Origin of the sequence: Desulfuromonas soudanensis (genome assembly GCF_001278055.1) — a bacterium.
In the GTDB taxonomy this organism is placed as follows: Bacteria; Desulfobacterota; Desulfuromonadia; order Desulfuromonadales; family WTL; genus Deferrimonas; species Deferrimonas soudanensis.
On the sequence record NZ_CP010802.1, the window covers coordinates 2,760,584 to 2,778,011 of the forward strand.

The following is a 17,428-nucleotide window of genomic DNA, read 5'->3' on the forward strand; positions in this document are numbered from 1 at the left end:
TCCCGCCCTTTATTCGCGGACGTAGGTGTCGATGTCGGTCTCGTGCACCATCCCCATCAAGCGCGCGTATTCGGACTCGATCAGCAGGTAGTGCTGATGGGTGGAGCGGGCGTTCTCCTCGTAGACGGCCCGTACCGCGTCATCCTTGATCCGGGTCGCCGTCTCGCGCAGAGATTCCTCGAGTTTCTTTTCCTTGTCGAGAGCGACCAGCATCGCCTTGCGCTCGTCGAGCTCGGTCAATTCCAGGCCGAGTTCGGCAAACCAGCCCGACTTCTCTGCCGGGTCGGCCTCCATGAAGGCGGAAAAATCGTCGATATCCTTGCCGGGATAGACCTGGTAGAAGGTTTCGGCGTGCTCCCGCTCCTCCCGGGCGAGGAGTTCAAAGACCTTCTTTGCCCCGGGGTCCTTCATGTAGCTGGCGCCGCGACGGTAGAAATCCATGGCGTTCTTCTCGGTCTGGATCGCCCGTTTGACGGCATCCTCGATGGTGATTTCAGGCATTGTTCGTCTCCTTTTTAGATGACCAATTTGGTCCCTTATTCTACCGGCGTATCCTGAGATGTCAACCTCGAAGTCCGTATCGCCCTGCAACCCTCCTTGACGGGGACCAAAAAGCTGTTTAACTGTCAACCGTTCCCGAAAAAAAGCCCCTCGTAAACCCGATGACCAAGGGAGACAGAGATGAAAAAGAAATATTCGCAGTGTCGATCCGCCGCCATGATCGCAGGGTTCGTTGTCCTCTTCGCCCTCGCCGCCGCTTCGGCCCTGGCCGCAGAAAAGGGGATGGTCGAGATGATCACCGATGTGGCCAAGGAAAAGGGGATGATCGGCGCGGCCAGCTTCGATCCGCAGGGGAAATTGATGCTGCCGAAGGACTATCGCCGGTGGGTCTTTGTCGGCGCCCCCGTGACCCCCAACGACATGAACGGCGGCAAGGCCGCCTTCCCCGAGTTCCACCATGTCTACATCGACCCGGGGAGCTTCAAGCTGTACCAGGAAACGGGCAAGTTCCGCGACGGAACGGTCATCGTCAAGGAACTGGCGACAGTCGGAGGGAAAAAGGGAGCGAGCGGCAACGGCTACTTTCCCGGCGAATTCAACGGCCTGGCGGTGGCGGTGAAAAGCTCATCGCGTTTCGCCGACGAACCGGGAAACTGGGGATATTTCAATTTCGGCGGCGAAGGGGGGAAACTCAAGGAGAGTGCGCGGGCGCAGGAGACTGCGGCCTGCAGCCCCTGCCACCAGAAAAACGCCGCCCAGGATCTGGTCTTCACCCAGTACTACCCGGTGCTGCGGGCGGCCCGAGCCAAATAGAACGGGACGCCCCCTGACCTTCGAACCATAAACCCGAACAGGAAGGATTCACCATGGCAAAAAATCCCGTCTGCCCCACCCCCGAAGAACATCACCTGCACCTGTGCGAGCTCAAGGCCAAACCGCACAACGCCGATTTCGACAAACTCTTCGACAAGCCGAAGTTTGTCTGCTCCAACTGCGGCGGGCGGGTCAACAAAGCCGAGAATCTCTGCGCGCCCAAGCCCCTCTGAAGAGGAAGCAGACCGTCGCTGAAGGAAAAAAGGCGAGCCCCGGGGCTCGCCTTTTTTTGCCTAGTGTGCCGTTTGGTTAGTCCATTCAGATAATTCTGAGGTATTTTGGTCGCTGCCAAGGCGGGTCGACGCTGGCCTAGCACATGGCTTGAGCCGAAGAGACCCAACGCAGGGAGCGGCCAAAAGGACCAGAATTAATGGACGGAATGAACCAGTCGGGACACTTAATCGAGGGCTTTGTACTCGATTCGGACAATCTCCAGTTCCGTCCGACCTCCGGGCGTCTCAATGGTCACCACATCCCCTTCGGATGAACCGAGAAGGGCGCGGCCGACGGGGGAAACCCAGCTCAGGTAACCGCGGGAAAGATCCAGTTCATCGGCGCCGACAATGCTGAAAACCTTCTCCTCACCTTCCTCGTTTTCCACGGTAACCGTAGCGCCGAAAAGGACTTTTCCCCCGGCGATTTTCTCCTGTTCCACAGGGTCGACGACCGTCGCCGATTCCAGCCGTTTCGTCAGAAAACGGATGCGCCCGTCGTACTGCCGGAGCTTTTTTTTGGCGTAATGATAATCGGCGTTCTCGCTCCGGTCGCCATTGCCTGCCGCCCAGGCCGCCGTCTTGACCATTTCGGGTCTCAGCCGGTAGAGAATCTCCTTGAGTTCTTCTCTCAATCTCCGGGCGCAGGCGGGGGTCATGTAAATCGGGGGCGGTATTTCACTTTTTATGTTCGCCATGATTCTTCCGTTTTAGGGTTGGCACCGGATTTCGTCGCACGATGGACTGCGGGGCAAGGTCTCAGGGGACACCCCTTTCCCGTTTCGGCTTTTTCGGCTTCTTCGGGTGCACCGTCAACTGCCGGGTAAGGGGAACCTGTTCCGTCGGAACAAAACCGGGGACAACCTCCCGCGGCAGGAGCTGCTGGAGCAGGGTTTCGATCCCGGAGAGGAGCTGGACCTCCTCGGCGCTGACCAGAGAGATCGCCTCTCCCTGGGAACCGGCGCGGCCGGTCCGGCCGATGCGGTGGATGTAGTCCTCGGGGACCTTGGGGAGCTCGAAATTGATTACCTGCGGCAGCCCCCTGATGTCGAGGCCGCGAGCGGCGAGATCGGTGGCCACCAGAACCCGGATACGCTTCGCCTTGAAGTCGGCCAGGGCGCGGGTCCGCTCCCCCTGGCTTTTGTCGCCGTGGATCGCCGCGGCGCTGAGGCCGTCGCGATCGAGCTTCTGCACCAGGCGGTCAGCGCCGATTTTGGTGCGGGCGAAGACCAGAACCTGCTCCCAGCCGTTGCTGCGCACCAGGAAACTCAGGAGGGCAGACTTCTTCCCCCGGTCGACCTCATAGGCCCGCTGCTCGACACTTTGAGCGGCGGTGTTCGGTGGGCCGACCTCGATCTGCACCGGATTTTTGAGAAGAGCCGCGGTGAGGTTGCGGATCTCGTCGGAAAAGGTGGCCGAAAAAAGGAGATTCTGACGCTTTTGCGGCAGCAGGGCGAGAATCTTGCGGATATCGCCGAGAAAACCCATGTCGAGCATCCGGTCGGCCTCGTCGAGCACCAGGGTTTCGACCTGGGAAAACCTTACGGCATTCTGGCTGAAAAGGTCGAGCAGGCGCCCCGGTGTCGCCACCAGCACATCGACTCCGCTCCGCAGTTTCATCATCTGCGGATTGATCTTCACGCCGCCGTAGACGACGGCCGACTTCAAGGGGAGATATTTTGCATAGGCGGCCACGCTTTCCCCCACCTGCGCCGCCAGCTCGCGGGTCGGCGCAAGCACCAGGGCGCGGATGTGGTTCGGCCTCACCCGGGCGCCCCCGGCCAGTCGCTGCAAGAGCGGCAGGGTGAAACCGGCGGTCTTTCCCGTGCCGGTCTGGGCCGCGGCCATGACATCCCGGCCGGAAAGGATAGCGGGAATCGCCTCGATCTGGATCGGAAAGGGAGCGCAATAGCCGAGCTCGGCAAGGACGCGCAATAGAGGCTCGGAGAGTCCGAGAGGCAAAAAGGACATAGGGCCGTTTCTCGAAAAATGTCGCGCGTTCCGACCGGGGATCGGGGCGGAATCGTCGGGACAGGGGATTCGGTGGGACGTCAGGGGGGCGGGAGGAGGAGCAACAGGGCTTTGACCGCCAGGATTTTGCCGATCAGGGCGACGGGGTAGACAGTGGCATAGGCGGCCGGGGCGTAGGTCGAGGCCGAGAGGGTCCCGGCGGCCGCCAGCCCCGAGGCGCTGGTCATGCCGCCGACGAGGACGCCGAGGAGGCGCAGGAAGCGCACCCGCAGCAGCCACAGGCCGAGGGCGGCGCCGACGGCGACCGGCAGCAGGGTCACCAGAACCCCGGAGAAAAGAAGAGCCATCCCCCGCTCCTGCAGCGTCGGGATAAAGGTAGTTCCGGCCGAGGTGCCGACGGCGGCCATGAAGAGGGCCAGCCCGAGATCGCGGATCAGACGGTTGCCGGCCAGAGGGACGTCCCAGATCAGCGGCCCGGTCTGGTAGAGGGCGCCGAGGAGAAGCCCGGCCAACAGGGTGCCGCCGGTGGTGCCGAGATTCAAGGGGCCGACCAGCGGCAGCGGCAGCGTCAGGCCGCCGAGGAGGAATCCGAAGAGAAGGCCGACGAGGATCGGCAGCAGGCTGATGTCGTAGGTCGCCCTGACGTCGTTGCCGAGCATCCGCGCGATGTTACGCAGAGCCCGCTCATCGCCGACGAAATGGAGCACATCGCCGAGATACAGGCGGGTGTTGGCGTCCGGGACGAGGTCGATGCCGCTGCGGGTGATGCGGGCAATCTGGACGTTGAAGGTTTCGCGAAAGTTGAAATAGCCGATGGTGGTGCCGACGAAACGGCGTTTGGAGACGACGATGCTCTTTTTGGTCAGGATCCGGTCGAAGGCGATCTCCCCCGTCACCGGGCGGCCGATAAAGAGTTCGAGTTTGTCCAGGTCGGCATCGCGGCCGACGACCCGCAAGCGGTCTCCCTCCTGCAGCACCGTATCGGCACCGACCAGAACCGGCTCGTCGGCACCACAGCGGAGAAGCCGGGTGATGGTCACCGCGGCGATTTGCTTGAGGAAGATGGCATCGACCCGCTTGCCGAAAAGGTTCGGGTTGGTCACTTCCACATGGCGGAAGGTGATCGGCGGATTGACACTGCTGAGTTCATCGCCGAGCTTCTTTTCTTCGGCCTCCAGGTTGATGCGCAACAGGCGCGGCAGGAACTTGATGAACAGGGCGACGCCGATGACGCCGAAGCCGTAAGTCACACCATAAGCGGCCGGTGCCCGGTCGTGGCCGACGATCTCCACCGCCGCAGCCAGCGACGGGGTACTGGTCATGGCCCCGGAGAGGAGTCCGGCGCCGGTGCCGGCGTCGAAGCCGAAGAGTTTGCAGCAGGCAAAAGTCACCAGGGTGCCGGTTGCCGCCATGGCGATGACGGTCAGGGCCATGGCCAGGCCGTGACTGCGGAAGGAGCTGACGAAACCGGGCCCGGCCTGCAGCCCCACGGCATAGATGAACATCGCCAGACCGATGACCTGGATGCCGGAGGGGAGCGTGACGCCGAAATGGCCGAAGGCCAGGGCGACAAAGATGATCGCCGAAGGACCGAGAGAGACCCCCCAGAGGCGGACCTTGCCGAGCAATTCGCCGATAACGATAATGAGGAGCAGAAGAAAAATCTGGTTGTGCAGCAGGGTCACGTTCGCTCCGGTGAGAACGGGGAAGATTCGTACGGAGGCCCGTCCGGGGACGCGGCAGAAGATTTACAACAAGCCCTGGGAATTGTCGAGAACAAAGCCCTTTTCCCCCGCTTCCGATTTCTGGCGATGGCGCGATTCCGTCCCGGCAGGGACCTCAGAGGGCCTGGGGACCGCCGAGAAGTGAGAACAAAAGCAGCAGGATGAGGGTCTGAATGATCCAGCCGATAGCGCAAACGCCCACGGCCCGGAAGGTGCTGGTGTAATCGAGGGCCTGCCGGACTGCGATCACCATGGCCACCAGCATCCAGATGGACGCCAGGGCAAAGACGATCGTCCCCAGTCCCGGGATGATCCCCAATATCCGAATCAAGCCGGGCGAGCTGGAAAAGCCGGTGGTGCGCAGCAGTTGGCCGAGATCGGCCTCGGTTTGCGGCTCGGCGAGGAATTTCGTGCCGATGAAGTAGGTGAGCCAGGCCCAGATATACCACCCGGCCAGGGAGGCGAGGGTCCCAATCAATATTCCTCCCAACCCGACGCTACCGACGCTCCCCACCCCGGCGGCCACGCTGGAAAGGACGACGACCCCCATGGCCTGTTTCAGACTGTCCTTGTCGGCTTCCACCTCTTCATAGAGATGGACATCGAGTTTCGCCGCGCGCATCATCCGATCCGTAAAAATGTTCATCGCAGGTCCTTGAGTGGGTTGAATATTAAGGGGGAATCCTGTCTTTAAATTCCGGCTAACCTTTCATGGGACCGTCAATTTGTCAAGAATTCAAGCCGCCCACCGTTTGCGCTCTTTCGGTAAACAATAGTCCAGGAAGGTCTTTTCCCCAAGGGCATTTTGCCGCCTTGACCCCATTTCTTTCCTCGGGAAGAAAGGAAATCGTAACGAGTAGCGCTATACTGTCCGTGGAAAACCTCGGCATCAGACTGCAGGGAGACGATTGAACCAATATGCCAAAAGGATCAAACCGATGTCAAAAGCATTAAAAATTACGCTCATCGCTGCCGGGGTCTTTCTCGGAGGACTCCTCCTTCTGGCGATATTCCTCCTTTTTGTGGACCTCGAAGCCTTCAAGCCCCGGCTGGAAGCGGCGGCATCGTCAGCCCTGGGGATGGAGGTCAGCGTCGGCGGCCGGCTGGGGGGCGGCTTATCCCCGGGACTGCACCTCACCCTGAAGGACGTGCAGATCCGCAATCGGGGGACGGACGTCATTCTGGCCGAAGAGGCCAGACTGGGCATCGATTTTTTCCCCCTCCTCCGAAAGGAGGTGCGGATCGGGAAAATCGTACTTAAAAACCCCAGGATCTCCATCGAGCGGGACCAGGAGGGTCAGTTCAACTTCGAAAAAACGGCTGAAGCCCGGGAACCGCTCCCGGCCATGAACCTGGCGCAAGTGACCGTAGAGGACGGGACGCTCCGCTACGCAGACAAGCGATCCGGGGAAGAATTCGAAGCCGGGGATTGCAACCTCAGCCTTCACCCTCTGCGGCTGTCGGAAGGGAGCCTTCCGGGCCTGATGAAAAACCTTTCCTTTTCCGGAAAACTCTCCTGCGGGGAAATCCGGAAAAAGGACTTCACTGTGGCCGATTTAAAGATTTCCGCCGAGGGGAAAAACGGAGTCATCGACCTTGACCCGGTCACCATGCGTGTCTTCGGTTCCCAGGGAACAGGGCGTATTCAGGCGGACTATTCGGGGGGAGTCCCAGCTTATGACGTCCATTACTCTCTTCCGCACTTCGATATCGGGGGAATTCTCAATACCCTGTCGCCGCAGAAGGCAGCCGAAGGATCGATGGATTTCTCCGCGAACCTGTCGATGCAGGGGAGGACCCTGAAGGAGATGAAACCGACCGTGCAGGGGGAGTTTTCCCTGCGGGGGAAGAATCTCATCCTCCATGGCACGGATCTCGATGAGGCGTTTTCCCGGTTCGAGTCAAGCCAGAGCTTCAATCTCGTGGACGTGGGTGCCTTTTTTCTTGCCGGGCCGGTGGGTCTGGCGGTCACCAAAGGGTACAACTTTGCCGGCATCCTTCAAGGATCGGAGGGTAAAAGCGAGATCCGGACGCTCGTCTCCGACTGGAAGGTCGAAGGTGGCTTGGCGCAGGCCCAAGACGTGGCCATGGCGACGGAGAAAAATCGCATCGCCCTCCAGGGTCGGCTCGATTTTATCAATGAGCGGTTTGATGACGTGACCGTCGCGGTAATCGACGCTCAGGGATGCCCCAGGGTGCGGCAAACAATCCACGGCACCTTTGAGAATCCGGTGGTGGAGAAGCCGAATTTTCTCAAGACCCTCACCGGACCGGCCCTGAATCTGCTCGAGATGGGAAGAGACCTCTTTCCCGGCGGAGAGTGCGAAGTGTTCTACTCCGGAGCGGTGGCCGCGCCGGAATGACTCCTTTTACCTTCTCTGGCGGCACTGATCTGCCGGCGGATTTCACGGGCGGCCTGCCCCGGATCGCCGGCCGAGCAGATCGCCGAAACCACGGCCACCCCATGAGCACCGGCGTCCAGAATGTCTCGGGTATTCCCCGCATGGATGCCGCCGATAGCCACCAGCCGATGGCGGGAGATCGCCCGGATGTCCCGGATCCCGGCCAATCCCAGCGGCTCTTTCAGATCCGTTTTGGTCGCCGTTGAATAGACCGGGCTGATCCCCAGGTAGGCGACATCCAGGCTCTCCGCCGCCAGGGCGTCGGCCACCGATTCAACGGACAGGCCGATAAGCGCCGCCGGCCCGAGGAGCATTCTGGCCATGGGGTATGGCATGTCGCTCTGCCCGAGATGGACGCCGTCGGCGCCGATGGCCAGGGCGATATCGACCCGGTCGTTGATAAGGAGCGGCACGGAGCGTCCCTTCAATTCGGCAGCGACAGCTCGCCCCAGGTCGAGGAAATCCCGGGTGGAGCAGTCTTTCTCCCGCAACTGAACGACACTGATGCCTCCGGCGACGGCGGCGCGGACGATCTCCAGGAGAAGTCGACCGCAGGAGAGACCCCGGTCGGTGACCAGATGCAGATCCAGGTTGAAATCCTTCATGTCATTTTTTCGCCTACCGGAGATACCGGGATATCTGCTCGCCATTGAGATTGAAAAAGCAATCGATCAGATTCACCTGCAGCGAAGCCGGCCCGGCGGACGTTTCCGCTGCGATCTCTCCGCAGATCCCCATGACCGCCATGGCGTGGGTTGCCGCGGCCAACATATCCCTGTTGATTGCGGCAAAAGCACCGACCAACGCCGTAGCCGTACAGCCGAGGCCGGTCACTTTCGGCATCATCGCATGGCCGTTTCTGACGTATTTTTTTTCGGCTCCGTCCGTCACCAGATCCGTTTCCCCGCTGACCACCACCACGCACCCATACGCATGGCACAGGGCCTCCGCGGCGGATTCGGCCGTACTTGCCGCCGCCGAACTGTCGACCCCCCGGGTCTGTATTCGGGAATCGACCAGAGCCATGATTTCCGAAGCATTCCCCCGGATCACCGAGGGCGCCGTTTTTCGCAGCAGATTCAGACAGGTTTCGGTGCGGTAGGCCGTTGCTCCGGCGCCCACCGGATCGAAAATGATGGGAATCCCCTTTTTCGCCGCCGCCCGCATGGCCAGCTCCATCGCCTGAATCCAGTCCCGGCTGAGAGTGCCGATATTGATCACCAGAGAAGAGGCGATGCCGACCATGGCCTCGACTTCTTCGGGAGCGTGCGCCATTACCGGTGAGGCGCCGATGGCCAGCAGAGCATTGGCGGTAGTGTTCATCACCACAAAGTTGGTGATGTTATGCACCAGGGGAGCCGTTTCCCGCAGTTTCTGCAAATCACTCCAGATCGTTTTCCTCGTCATTTCAGAACCTCCATTTTTTCAAAACCTGCATAGGGACGAGTACCTCCCCGTTATCCCTTTTTGACTTTTCTATTGTTATTGACGTCCCGACTTTGACGAATCAGTTCATCGTTGGCGATGTTTGAATTTGATTTGGCCAGGCGGTCGTAAAGAACGACATTGACCGTCGCCGCCAGATTCAGGCACCCGATGGTGGGCACATAGATCACCGAATCGGATTTGTCCAGGAGTTCCTGTTGAATCGTGCCGTCTTCCGGTCCGAAAATATAATAGGCCTTGTCCGGATGCTGGAATTCGGTCAAGGGAACGGCCCCCTCGACCAATTCGACACAGATTATTTTCATATCTGCCGGGACGTCTTCCAGCAGAGAGTCGACGCCGATCAGGGAAACGCTCCGGCTGGCATGCTGGGTGTCCGTATTGTACTGGGCCGCCCGGACATAGCGTTTCCCCGTATAAAAAACGGAGTCGGCTTTAAAACAGCCGGCAGCACGCATCACCGAACCGACGTTTGTCGGACTTTTGGGGTTGATCAAGCCAATGTTGACTACTGATTCTTTCATCTGTTCGTTCCCTTCTCCCGGCCAACTTTTTGCTGTCGAATTATAGCCCAGCACGATCGTGGCAGTCATCCCTTTAATCCCTCCTCTTCAACCGGTCCGGTTGTCTTATCCTGACAACAGCGCGCGACAGGGACCCCCTTCGACCCGAATTCTGGGCAGGCGTCTGTTCCCCGATCCTGATCGCTGGTGAAGGGTTGGGGGAGGAAATTTCAGGGAAAGGAGTCGGTTTCGCCAGACGGGGGAAAATACGGAGGAGGGAGAAAAACAGGCCCCGGACTCCAACCTGCGGGGAGTCCGGGGCCGACAGGGACTTCTGAAGTCGGGCTACTTCCCCAGGACCTTTTTGATCTCGCCGATCTTTTTCTGCACCTTTCCGGCGACCTTTTCACCGACACCCTCAGCTTCCAATTTAGGATTGTCGGTCAATTGTCCGGCGATTTCCTTGACCTTGCCCTTCACCTCGTGAAATTGGCCTTCGACCTGATCCTGCGTACTGTTTTTGGTTTTCATAGAATAACCTCACTGGTTGGGCGATTGGACTGCTCAATGTCAAAATCAACCCTGCACCCGTCGTTCGGGTGCAGGGTTAAATCAATTTCAGAACTTGGTCCCGATCATGGCGGTCGAGACAAATCCGTTCAGCTTGATATGGTCCCCTCCGAAGGAAGGTTCGGCCCAAAGGTATTTCCCTTCAAAACCGACGAAAAAGTCGTTGGACAGATTGATGTTGAATCCGGCACCGGCATGCAATCCATAGGTGATCTCGGTGGAACCGCTGAAGTTATCGGTATTGCCATCCAGCTCCAGATCGGAAATGTAGGCGCCAATGCCGAAGAGTCCGTAGGGCTCGAAGGGGCCGAGGGGGAGAAAGACCTTCCCTGTGGCGACCACCGGGACGACTTTAAGCTTCGCTTCTCCGGGTGCTGCCGCCGGGGAACCCTTGCTCTCAAAGTAACCGGCACCCAATTCCACCGCCAGGACGGGCAAAAAGTAGTGCCCGATAACGACCTCTCCGGCAAACCCGGTTTTGCTGTCCAGGTGGGTCGTTTCGCCGGCGTTGAAGTTATCAAGCTCGTAGGAGTCGCTGGGGGAGTAGACCCCGCCCTTGAGGGCGATATAGCTGTCCGAGTCCAACGCCGCAAAGGCCGTGGCTGAGAGACTGACCAGAGCAAGTGCGATAATCAAGACCAGAAATCTTGTACTTTTCATAAATGACCTCCTGAAAAAAGTGAATTTCTTCTCTGCCCCTTTTTATTCCTCGGTCAATCTTTCAACTTTCGTTGCAAAAATTTCTCGAAAAACAACAAGGGAAGATAGGCAGAATACCTGTCCTCTTAGTAGAGACGGCTGCAATGAGGGTGCCACAGGCATTTTTCCGACTTCCGGAGGAAAAGGCGCTATTTATGGGGGGGATAGGGGGAGGGGCGGGATGCGGGGTGAGAGGAAGCCCGGCAGCGGAATCCGTCATTTTCGACGCTACCGCCATATGTGACGGATTTTATCGAGGACAGGGGAGGAGGGCATTTTTTCAGCGATCAGGCGAGGTCATGCTGACCTCAGCAGGGGAGAGGGACCCCCCTCGCCGCGGCTCGGCCGGCGGGGCCGAAGACCCTCCGATTCATTGCAGCCCCGCCAGAAGATTGTCGGCCAGGTCGTTCATCAGTTGAAAGTAGGACTCCTCGCCGCTCGGCAAGGCGGCGCCGAGAGGGTCGAGAATCCCTGTGCGGGCGCCCGTTCCTTCGATCACCGTCGCCACCAGTCGCGGCTCGAACTGCGGCTCGCTGAAGACGCAGCGGGCGTTGAGCTCCCTTATTTTTTCCCGGATCTCCTCGATCCGCCGGGCGCCCGGCTTGCGATCCACGGAGAGGGTGACGGATCCGACGGCACTGAGCCCGTAGGCGGCTTCGAAATATTGGTAGGCATCGTGAAAGACGATATAGGGGATACTTTTGACCGGAGCCAGGCGGGCTTTCAATTCGGCATGCAGGGTATCGAGACGCGTCTGCAGCCGGGCGGCGTTCTGCTGATACTCTTTTGCGTGAACCGGGTCGATATCCGTCAAGGCAGAGGTGGTTCTGGCGACGATCCGTTTGGCCAGCAGCGGGTCGAGCCAGAGGTGCTGATTGCGTTCCCCATGCAGGTCATGCCCCGGCCCTCCGGCAACTCCGGGACCGTGCTCGTCCTCCGAAGGATGAGTCTCCCAGAACCCCCCTTCCCGCACCGGCAGCATCTCTGCTTTGAGCTCCCGGGACAATTCGAGCAGTCGGGCCTTGCCCGCCAGGGTGGAGAGGGATTTTCCCAGAAAAGTTTCGAGCCCGGGGCCGACCCAGACGACGAGCTGCGCCTCGGAGAGCATCCGCGCCTCCGAGGGGCGCAGGGTATAGCCGTGGGGCGATCCGCCCCCCTGGATCAGCAGTTGCGGCTCCCCGACCCCGGCCATCACCCCGGCGACCAGGGCGTGCAGCGGCTTGAGACTCACCACCACCCTGGGGGCTTCGGCCCAGGCGGAAATTCCGGGAGCGGCCAACAGGAGCAAAAACAAAACGATCAGGGGGGTTTTTTTCATCGCCGGCCTCCGGAAAACGGGGTTGATTGCTCGCGACAAAACGTTATAATATAACATCGCAAAAATCAAGTCGAACTGGAGAGATCATGTCGCCGCTCCCCGCGTCCCCCTTTCACGGCAAGAATCACAATCATCAGAAGTGCATCGCCGAGGCCCTGGCCACGGCCGAGGCCCTCTGCCAGGCGCAGGGGCAGCGCTTTACCGCCATCCGCCGCCGGGTTTTCGAGATCGTCGTGCAGCAGCACAAACCGATCGGCGCCTACGAGGTCCTGGAATCGCTCCAGCAGGAAGGAAGAACCGCGCCGCCGACGGTCTACCGGGCCCTCGATTTTTTACAGCAGATGGGGCTGGTGCACCGCATCGCCTCCCTCAACGCCTACGTCGGCTGCGCCCATCCGGGGCAACCGCACGACGGCCAGTTCCTCATTTGCGAAGGGTGTAAAACCCTGGCCGAACTCCAGGTCGCGGAAATTTCCGGCGCCATCGAACAGGGGGCCCTCGCCTCGGGCTTCAAGCCTCACCGGCACACCGTGGAGATCCTGGGGCTCTGCCCCGGCTGCCGCAACCGGAGCACGCCGTGAGCGCCGGCGAAACGCTGCTCGAACTCAGCGCCGTCGACCTGGTCCTCGGCCGGCGCCACCTGCTGGAGCGGGTCGATCTGCAGGTCCGACGGGCGGAAATCGTTACCCTCATCGGCCCCAACGGCGCCGGCAAGACCACGCTCCTGCGGATCGCCCTGGGGCTGCTGCCGCAGACTTCGGGAAAGGTCTATCGCCAGAGCGGCATCACCGTCGGCTACATGCCGCAGCGCCTGCAGATCGATCCGACCTTCCCCTTGCAGGTCAAACGCTTTTTGGCCATGGCCGGAGGGGAGCCCGAGAGGGCCCGCTCCCTGCTGGAGCAGGTCGGTGCCCCCCATGTCTATGAATCGCCGCTGCAGAATATCTCCGGCGGCGAAATGCAGAGGGTGCTGCTGGCCCGGGCCCTCATCCGCAACCCCGACCTGCTGGTTCTCGATGAACCGGTCCAGGGGGTCGACGTGCGGGGACAGGTGGAGCTGTACCGGCTGATCAGCGCCATCCGGCTCGAACAGGGGTGCGCGGTGCTGATGGTCTCCCACGACCTGCACCTGGTGATGGCGGCCACCGACCGCGTCCTCTGCCTCAATCGCCACATCTGCTGCAGCGGGACCCCCGAAGTCGTCACTCTCGACCCGGCCTACCTGGAGCTCTTCGGCCACCTGGCCGTCTATACCCACGACCCGAGCCACAATCACAGCCAGCACCAGGACAGTTCGGGAGGGGCCGATGTTAAGTGACTTCCTCCTCCGCGCCCTCCTCGGCGGTCTCGGCGTCGCGTTGGTCGCCGGACCCTTCGGCTCCTTCGTCGTCTGGCGGCGCCTCGCCTATTTCGGCGACACCCTGGCCCATTCGGCCCTCCTCGGGGTCGCCCTCGGTTTCCTGCTCCGCATCAATCTCACACTGGGGATTCTGGTCGTCTGCCAGTTGTTGGCGCTCCTCCTCTATTTCGGCCAGCGACAAAAACAGCTGGCCAGCGACACGCTCCTGGGGATCTTCTCCCACGGCGCCCTTTCCCTGGGGCTGGTCACCCTGGCCTTCATGCCGCAGGTCCGGGTCGACCTCTTTTCCTACCTCTTCGGGGACATCCTTTCCATCGGTTCCGCCGACCTGGCCTGGATTTTCGGCGGCGGCGGCCTGGCCCTGGGAGGACTCCTCTGGCTCTGGAAACCGCTCCTGGCGATCACGGTTCATGAGGATCTGGCCCGCGTCGAGGGGGTGGCGGTGGATCGCGTCAACTGGATCTTTCTCGCCCTGATTGCCCTGCTGGTAGCCGTGATGATGAAGGTCGTCGGTCTGCTGCTGGTGACTTCTCTTCTCATCATCCCGGCGGCCACGGCGCGACGCTTTGCCGCGAATCCGGAGCGGATGGCGATTCTCGCCAGCCTGATCGGCTGCCTCGCCGTGATCGGCGGACTTTACGGCTCCTATACCTGGGACACCCCGGCGGGACCGTCCATCGTCGTCGCCGCCTGCCTGGTCTTTCTCCTGAGCTTTCTGATGCCGCAGCGTCCGGCTGCCGGCGCACAGGATGGAGGGGGCAGGCAATGAGGAGGGAGGGGGGCGCAGGATAAAAAAGGGAGGGGCGGGGAAAGCGAAGTGGTGTCCCCGCTTTCCCCGCCCCTCCCTCCCGACGAGCCGCTTTTCGACAAAGACTTGTGCAACCTGCAGGTTTTTTCTATTTCCTGACGATACCGAATTTTCGCATCCGGGCGCGCAGGGTGCTGGCATTGAGGCCCAGGATCAAGGCAGCCCCGTTCTTCCCTTCAATGCGCCACCCGGTTTTCTGCAACACCCTGACAATATGGTCGCGTTCCACCTCGACAAGCCCCTTGACGTCCTGACCCGACCGCCTCCCCTCCAGTCCACCCTCCTCAGTCCTGTCTGTCTGTTCGCCTGCCACCGGGAAGACCTCGAAGCGGTCCAGAACCTGAAGAGAGTTCCCCTGGCTGGTGATGACCGCCCGCTCGATGACACTTTCCAGCTCCCGCACGTTGCCGGGCCAGTGGTATTTCTGAAGGAGAGTCAAGGTGTTGGACGAAACCGTCTCAATTTTTTTGCCGATTTTGGCATTGAATTTGGTCACGAAATGATCGACGAGCAGGGGGATGTCTTCCTTGCGCTGCCGCAGGGGCGGCAGGGTGATGGGGAAGACATTGAGGCGGTAATAGAGGTCTTCCCGGAACTTGCCGTTGCGAATCTCCTCCTTGAGGTTGCGGTTGGTGGCCGCGATGATCCGCACGTCGGTCTTGATGGTGCGGGGGCTCCCCAGCCGCTCGAACTCGCCGTCCTGAATGACGCGGAGGAGCTTGCTTTGCAGCTCCAGCGGCATTTCGCCGATTTCGTCGAGGAAGATGGTGCCGCCGTTGGCCAGCTCGAAGCGGCCGATCTGCCGGGCGTCCGAACCGGTGAACGCCCCCTTTTCGCGGCCGAAGAGTTCGCTCTCCACCAGGGTGGCCGGCAGCGTCGTGCAGTTGACGGTGATGAGCGACCGGTCCTTGCGCGTGCTGCTGCGGTGGATAGCCCGGGCCACCACCCCCTTGCCGGTGCCGGTCTCGCCGAGAAGGAGAACGGTGGCGTTCATGGGGGCGACCTGCTGAACCTGGGAGAATATGATGGAGAGGGCCTGGCTTTGGCCGATGATCTCGCCGAAGTTATACTTCTTGTCAACCTCCTGCCGCAGGTAGATATTTTCCTCCTGGAGGCGGTCCTTCAACAGTTTTATTTCCCCATAGGCCTCCTGGAGGGACATTTCGGCCTTTTTTCGATCCGCAATTTCCTCAGTGAGCTGCTTATTGGCTCGGGTCAGCTCAGCCGTCCGTTCCAGTACGACAGACTCCAATTCTTTATGGGCCTTTTGCAGGTCATTTCCCAGCTGCCTTCGCTCGGTAATATCCTCCATGGCCAGAAGGATAACGTCGGAACCGATATCCCCGCGAAAAATCTGGCGGGCATTGAGCAGAAAGATTCTGTGACCGATATGGGGGAAATCGTGTTCGACTTCATAGTCGTTGATCACGGTATGCCGGGGGAGAATTTCCTCGAACAAAACACGCAACCGGGGATTGTCCCATTGCCGGTTGCCGAGATCGTAGATGAATTTTCCGACCGTTTCCTCCGGTGTCACCTGGAACATCTCGTAAAAACAGTGATTGGCGGTGAGAATCTTCAGCCCGGCTTCGAGCACCACCAACGGCTCGCGCAGGGTTTCGACGATGTTTTCGGCAAATTCCCGGGCCTCCCGATTTGCAAGTTCCAACTGTTTGGCAACCGAAACGTCGAGGATGGAGGAAAGGATCTCCCGGTTCCGATTCTCCCCGGAGGCCACGGCAATGCTCTGAATCCGGGTGTGGATGACGGAGCCGTTGGACCGAGTGAGCTTGACTTCGCACTCCTGCATGCCCTCTTTTTGCAAAACATTTTTGAGGTGCCGGGAAAATACGGTCCTCCCCTCCGCATCAACGATAAATCGACTCATGGGCGCCCTGGCCAACGGACCCCGTTCGATGCCGAGGAGATGGGAGCCGGCCAGATTGACCTCGCGAATCAGCCCGCGCTCATCAAAAGTGAAATAGCCGATGGGGGCAAAATCATAGAGTTCAAGATATTTGTCCCGTGATCGCTCGAGTTCCACCTGGGCGTGGCGGAGTTCATCATTCTGCATTTCCAACTCGACCTGGGTGACCTCGAGTTCATGAACGAGCCTTCGCGCCTCATCCTCGCCGAGGGGGAATTCCACCGAAGAGGTTCTCTCCGCCAATTGTTCTTCGGCAAGAAGGCGCAATTCGTCAACCACCACCGGCAGCACCTTTTTCTTGTCGATTCCCATGATTAACCTTTCTCGGGGGAGCCAGGAGCGATTCCCGGACATCCGTACAAAGCAACCCTTCTTCTTCGCAGACGTGGGCGCCCTGGGCCGGAGGTCTTTACGAAGGGGTTGCGGTTCTCTAATGAATTCATTTGCCGGAAAATAACGGCCTGGTGCATGGCGCGGACCCCTGTCTGAGGGGTGCCTTCCTCTGCAATCCCCCCGATAATAAAACAAGACGCGTTTTGATGCACCGATTTTCATCATTTTTACCCTAAAAATCGTGACCGAAGACAGTGCCGGGGAGCGCCGGAAGGTTAAGCGGCAACATTGTGAACAAGATTAGCAGGTTAGAACCTTTGCCCATTAAAATACTAAAAAAAATCTTCTTCATGATATGATAGACAGCAATAAGTTTTGTTTTCAACAAAATCAATCCTAAACCATGGAATTTCTATGAAAAAAACGTTCCAAATGAGCCACCCCAAGATCAAAACTCCAAGACTTGTTGAAGCCATTAAATTCGAAGCCAAAAAATATATCAAGAGAGAGCGTGGAAAAGCCTTGCCTCCGAACGTAGATTTCTGGGACTTCGACTGCCGTTTTGGTGTGGATGAAGCAAGCAGTGAAGTTATTCATGTGTCGGCCATTAACAAATTCATTTCCGAGGCAGAAGCAAAAGAACTTGAATCCTTTTATCTGGAAATTCTGGCCAAGCCCGGTCACCGGAGCAAAAAACCGAGTGGGGCCAAGCAAATAAACCAGGACAATACCTTCATTCAGAACGAAAAAAATGAATCCGGCCCGGGTGAAGAACAGTAAG

The 17,428-nt window shown here is 59.6% G+C and carries 19 protein-coding genes and 1 pseudogene; 7 read left to right on the forward strand and 13 right to left on the reverse strand.

The features are described 5' to 3' along the window. Window positions 1-9 precede the first annotated feature (9 nt). Window positions 10-501, reverse strand: coding sequence for a ferritin family protein (locus tag DSOUD_RS12410; protein WP_053551312.1), 492 nt, complete (start codon window positions 499-501; stop codon window positions 10-12). Between the two features lie 180 nt (window positions 502-681). Here DSOUD_RS12410 and DSOUD_RS12415 point away from each other — a divergent pair, with 180 nt between their 5' ends. Both DSOUD_RS12415 and DSOUD_RS12420 read left to right on the forward strand, forming a co-directional pair. Then, window positions 682-1,314, forward strand: coding sequence for a cytochrome P460 family protein (locus DSOUD_RS12415; RefSeq protein ID WP_053551313.1), 633 nt, complete (start codon window positions 682-684; stop codon window positions 1,312-1,314). Window positions 1,315-1,367: 53 nt separating this feature from the next. Further along, a complete protein-coding gene (locus DSOUD_RS12420) occupies window positions 1,368-1,547 on the forward strand; it encodes a hypothetical protein (protein ID WP_053551314.1) in 180 nt (59 codons plus the stop codon). A 224-nt stretch (window positions 1,548-1,771) separates the two neighbouring features. On the opposite strand, the gene greB is transcribed toward DSOUD_RS12420, so the two are convergent. The 4 genes from greB to DSOUD_RS12440 form a co-directional block, all read right to left on the reverse strand. Continuing rightward, on the reverse strand, window positions 1,772-2,284 hold the full coding sequence (gene greB / locus DSOUD_RS12425) for a transcription elongation factor GreB (protein WP_198300311.1): 513 nt from the start codon (window positions 2,282-2,284) through the stop codon (window positions 1,772-1,774). A gap of 61 nt (window positions 2,285-2,345) precedes the next feature. Beyond that, a complete protein-coding gene (locus tag DSOUD_RS12430; protein WP_082351261.1) occupies window positions 2,346-3,557 on the reverse strand; it encodes a DEAD/DEAH box helicase in 1,212 nt (403 codons plus the stop codon). Between the two features lie 80 nt (window positions 3,558-3,637). Then, on the reverse strand, window positions 3,638-5,242 hold the full coding sequence (locus tag DSOUD_RS12435) for an aspartate:alanine exchanger family transporter (protein ID WP_053551315.1): 1,605 nt from the start codon (window positions 5,240-5,242) through the stop codon (window positions 3,638-3,640). Between the two features lie 154 nt (window positions 5,243-5,396). Then, complete coding sequence (locus DSOUD_RS12440) at window positions 5,397-5,927, reverse strand: YIP1 family protein (RefSeq protein WP_053551316.1); 531 nt, start codon at window positions 5,925-5,927, stop codon at window positions 5,397-5,399. Window positions 5,928-6,219: 292 nt separating this feature from the next. On the opposite strand from DSOUD_RS12440, the gene DSOUD_RS12445 reads away from it, so the two are divergent. After that, window positions 6,220-7,644 (forward strand): AsmA family protein, encoded by a 1,425-nt coding sequence (locus DSOUD_RS12445; protein ID WP_053551317.1) that lies wholly within the window; start codon window positions 6,220-6,222, stop codon window positions 7,642-7,644. On the opposite strand, the gene thiE is transcribed toward DSOUD_RS12445, so the two are convergent. The 6 genes from thiE to DSOUD_RS12475 form a co-directional block, all read right to left on the reverse strand. After that, on the reverse strand, window positions 7,614-8,288 hold the full coding sequence (gene thiE, locus DSOUD_RS12450; RefSeq protein ID WP_053551318.1) for a thiamine phosphate synthase: 675 nt from the start codon (window positions 8,286-8,288) through the stop codon (window positions 7,614-7,616). The two genes, DSOUD_RS12445 and thiE, sit on opposite strands and share 31 nt — an antisense overlap. Window positions 8,289-8,301: 13 nt before the next feature. Continuing rightward, the gene (thiM, locus tag DSOUD_RS12455; protein WP_053551319.1) at window positions 8,302-9,090 is read right to left on the reverse strand and encodes a hydroxyethylthiazole kinase; all 789 of its coding nucleotides are present in this window, start codon (window positions 9,088-9,090) and stop codon (window positions 8,302-8,304) included. Window positions 9,091-9,140: 50 nt separating this feature from the next. Next, window positions 9,141-9,653: an RNA methyltransferase gene (locus tag DSOUD_RS12460; RefSeq protein WP_053551320.1), complete on the reverse strand. Its 513-nt coding sequence runs from the start codon at window positions 9,651-9,653 to the stop codon at window positions 9,141-9,143. Between the two features lie 324 nt (window positions 9,654-9,977). After that, window positions 9,978-10,163 (reverse strand): CsbD family protein, encoded by a 186-nt coding sequence (locus tag DSOUD_RS12465; RefSeq protein WP_053551321.1) that lies wholly within the window; start codon window positions 10,161-10,163, stop codon window positions 9,978-9,980. A gap of 87 nt (window positions 10,164-10,250) precedes the next feature. Next, complete coding sequence (locus tag DSOUD_RS12470) at window positions 10,251-10,862, reverse strand: outer membrane beta-barrel protein (protein ID WP_053551322.1); 612 nt, start codon at window positions 10,860-10,862, stop codon at window positions 10,251-10,253. Between the two features lie 409 nt (window positions 10,863-11,271). Then, a complete protein-coding gene (locus DSOUD_RS12475; protein WP_053551323.1) occupies window positions 11,272-12,219 on the reverse strand; it encodes a zinc ABC transporter substrate-binding protein in 948 nt (315 codons plus the stop codon). An 86-nt stretch (window positions 12,220-12,305) separates the two neighbouring features. On the opposite strand from DSOUD_RS12475, the gene DSOUD_RS12480 reads away from it, so the two are divergent. The 3 genes from DSOUD_RS12480 to znuB are packed head-to-tail and all read left to right on the forward strand — an operon-like array spanning window position 12,306 to window position 14,348. Beyond that, on the forward strand, window positions 12,306-12,800 hold the full coding sequence (locus tag DSOUD_RS12480) for a Fur family transcriptional regulator (RefSeq protein WP_053551324.1): 495 nt from the start codon (window positions 12,306-12,308) through the stop codon (window positions 12,798-12,800). Continuing rightward, on the forward strand, window positions 12,797-13,537 hold the full coding sequence (locus DSOUD_RS12485; protein ID WP_053552382.1) for an ATP-binding cassette domain-containing protein: 741 nt from the start codon (window positions 12,797-12,799) through the stop codon (window positions 13,535-13,537). The genes DSOUD_RS12480 and DSOUD_RS12485 overlap by 4 nt, the downstream gene beginning before the upstream one ends. Continuing rightward, the gene (gene znuB, locus DSOUD_RS12490) at window positions 13,527-14,348 is read left to right on the forward strand and encodes a zinc ABC transporter permease subunit ZnuB (protein WP_053551325.1); all 822 of its coding nucleotides are present in this window, start codon (window positions 13,527-13,529) and stop codon (window positions 14,346-14,348) included. Before DSOUD_RS12485 ends, znuB begins: the two co-directional genes overlap by 11 nt. A 127-nt stretch (window positions 14,349-14,475) precedes the next feature. On the opposite strand, the gene DSOUD_RS12495 is transcribed toward znuB, so the two are convergent. Beyond that, window positions 14,476-16,056, reverse strand: coding sequence for a sigma-54 interaction domain-containing protein (locus DSOUD_RS12495; protein ID WP_053552383.1), 1,581 nt, complete (start codon window positions 16,054-16,056; stop codon window positions 14,476-14,478). 3 nt (window positions 16,057-16,059) lie between these two features. Next, window positions 16,060-16,872: pseudogene (locus DSOUD_RS19200) on the reverse strand (PAS domain S-box protein); the annotation flags it as partial. Between the two features lie 189 nt (window positions 16,873-17,061). Here DSOUD_RS19200 and DSOUD_RS12500 point away from each other — a divergent pair. Further along, complete coding sequence (locus DSOUD_RS12500; RefSeq protein ID WP_053551326.1) at window positions 17,062-17,427, forward strand: DUF6172 family protein; 366 nt, start codon at window positions 17,062-17,064, stop codon at window positions 17,425-17,427. The last annotated feature ends 1 nt before the right edge of the window (window position 17,428 follow it).

Excerpts from the sequence above, each read along its gene's own strand:
- thiM (WP_053551319.1), bottom strand. The coding sequence starts at position 9,090 with ATGACGAGGAAAACGATCTGGAGTGATTTGCAGAAACTGCGGGAAACG.
- DSOUD_RS12475 (WP_053551323.1), bottom strand. The coding sequence starts at position 12,219 with ATGAAAAAAACCCCCCTGATCGTTTTGTTTTTGCTCCTGTTGGCCGCT.
- DSOUD_RS12430 (WP_082351261.1), bottom strand. The coding sequence starts at position 3,557 with ATGTCCTTTTTGCCTCTCGGACTCTCCGAGCCTCTATTGCGCGTCCTT.
- DSOUD_RS12415 (WP_053551313.1), top strand. The coding sequence starts at position 682 with ATGAAAAAGAAATATTCGCAGTGTCGATCCGCCGCCATGATCGCAGGG.
- DSOUD_RS12470 (WP_053551322.1), bottom strand. The coding sequence starts at position 10,862 with ATGAAAAGTACAAGATTTCTGGTCTTGATTATCGCACTTGCTCTGGTC.
- DSOUD_RS12465 (WP_053551321.1), bottom strand. The coding sequence starts at position 10,163 with ATGAAAACCAAAAACAGTACGCAGGATCAGGTCGAAGGCCAATTTCAC.
- DSOUD_RS12445 (WP_053551317.1), top strand. The coding sequence starts at position 6,220 with ATGTCAAAAGCATTAAAAATTACGCTCATCGCTGCCGGGGTCTTTCTC.
- DSOUD_RS12460 (WP_053551320.1), bottom strand. The coding sequence starts at position 9,653 with ATGAAAGAATCAGTAGTCAACATTGGCTTGATCAACCCCAAAAGTCCG.
- DSOUD_RS12440 (WP_053551316.1), bottom strand. The coding sequence starts at position 5,927 with ATGAACATTTTTACGGATCGGATGATGCGCGCGGCGAAACTCGATGTC.
- znuB (WP_053551325.1), top strand. The coding sequence starts at position 13,527 with ATGTTAAGTGACTTCCTCCTCCGCGCCCTCCTCGGCGGTCTCGGCGTC.
- DSOUD_RS12420 (WP_053551314.1), top strand. The coding sequence starts at position 1,368 with ATGGCAAAAAATCCCGTCTGCCCCACCCCCGAAGAACATCACCTGCAC.
- DSOUD_RS12480 (WP_053551324.1), top strand. The coding sequence starts at position 12,306 with ATGTCGCCGCTCCCCGCGTCCCCCTTTCACGGCAAGAATCACAATCAT.
- DSOUD_RS12500 (WP_053551326.1), top strand. The coding sequence starts at position 17,062 with ATGAAAAAAACGTTCCAAATGAGCCACCCCAAGATCAAAACTCCAAGA.
- thiE (WP_053551318.1), bottom strand. The coding sequence starts at position 8,288 with ATGAAGGATTTCAACCTGGATCTGCATCTGGTCACCGACCGGGGTCTC.
- DSOUD_RS12410 (WP_053551312.1), bottom strand. The coding sequence starts at position 501 with ATGCCTGAAATCACCATCGAGGATGCCGTCAAACGGGCGATCCAGACC.
- greB (WP_198300311.1), bottom strand. The coding sequence starts at position 2,284 with ATGGCGAACATAAAAAGTGAAATACCGCCCCCGATTTACATGACCCCC.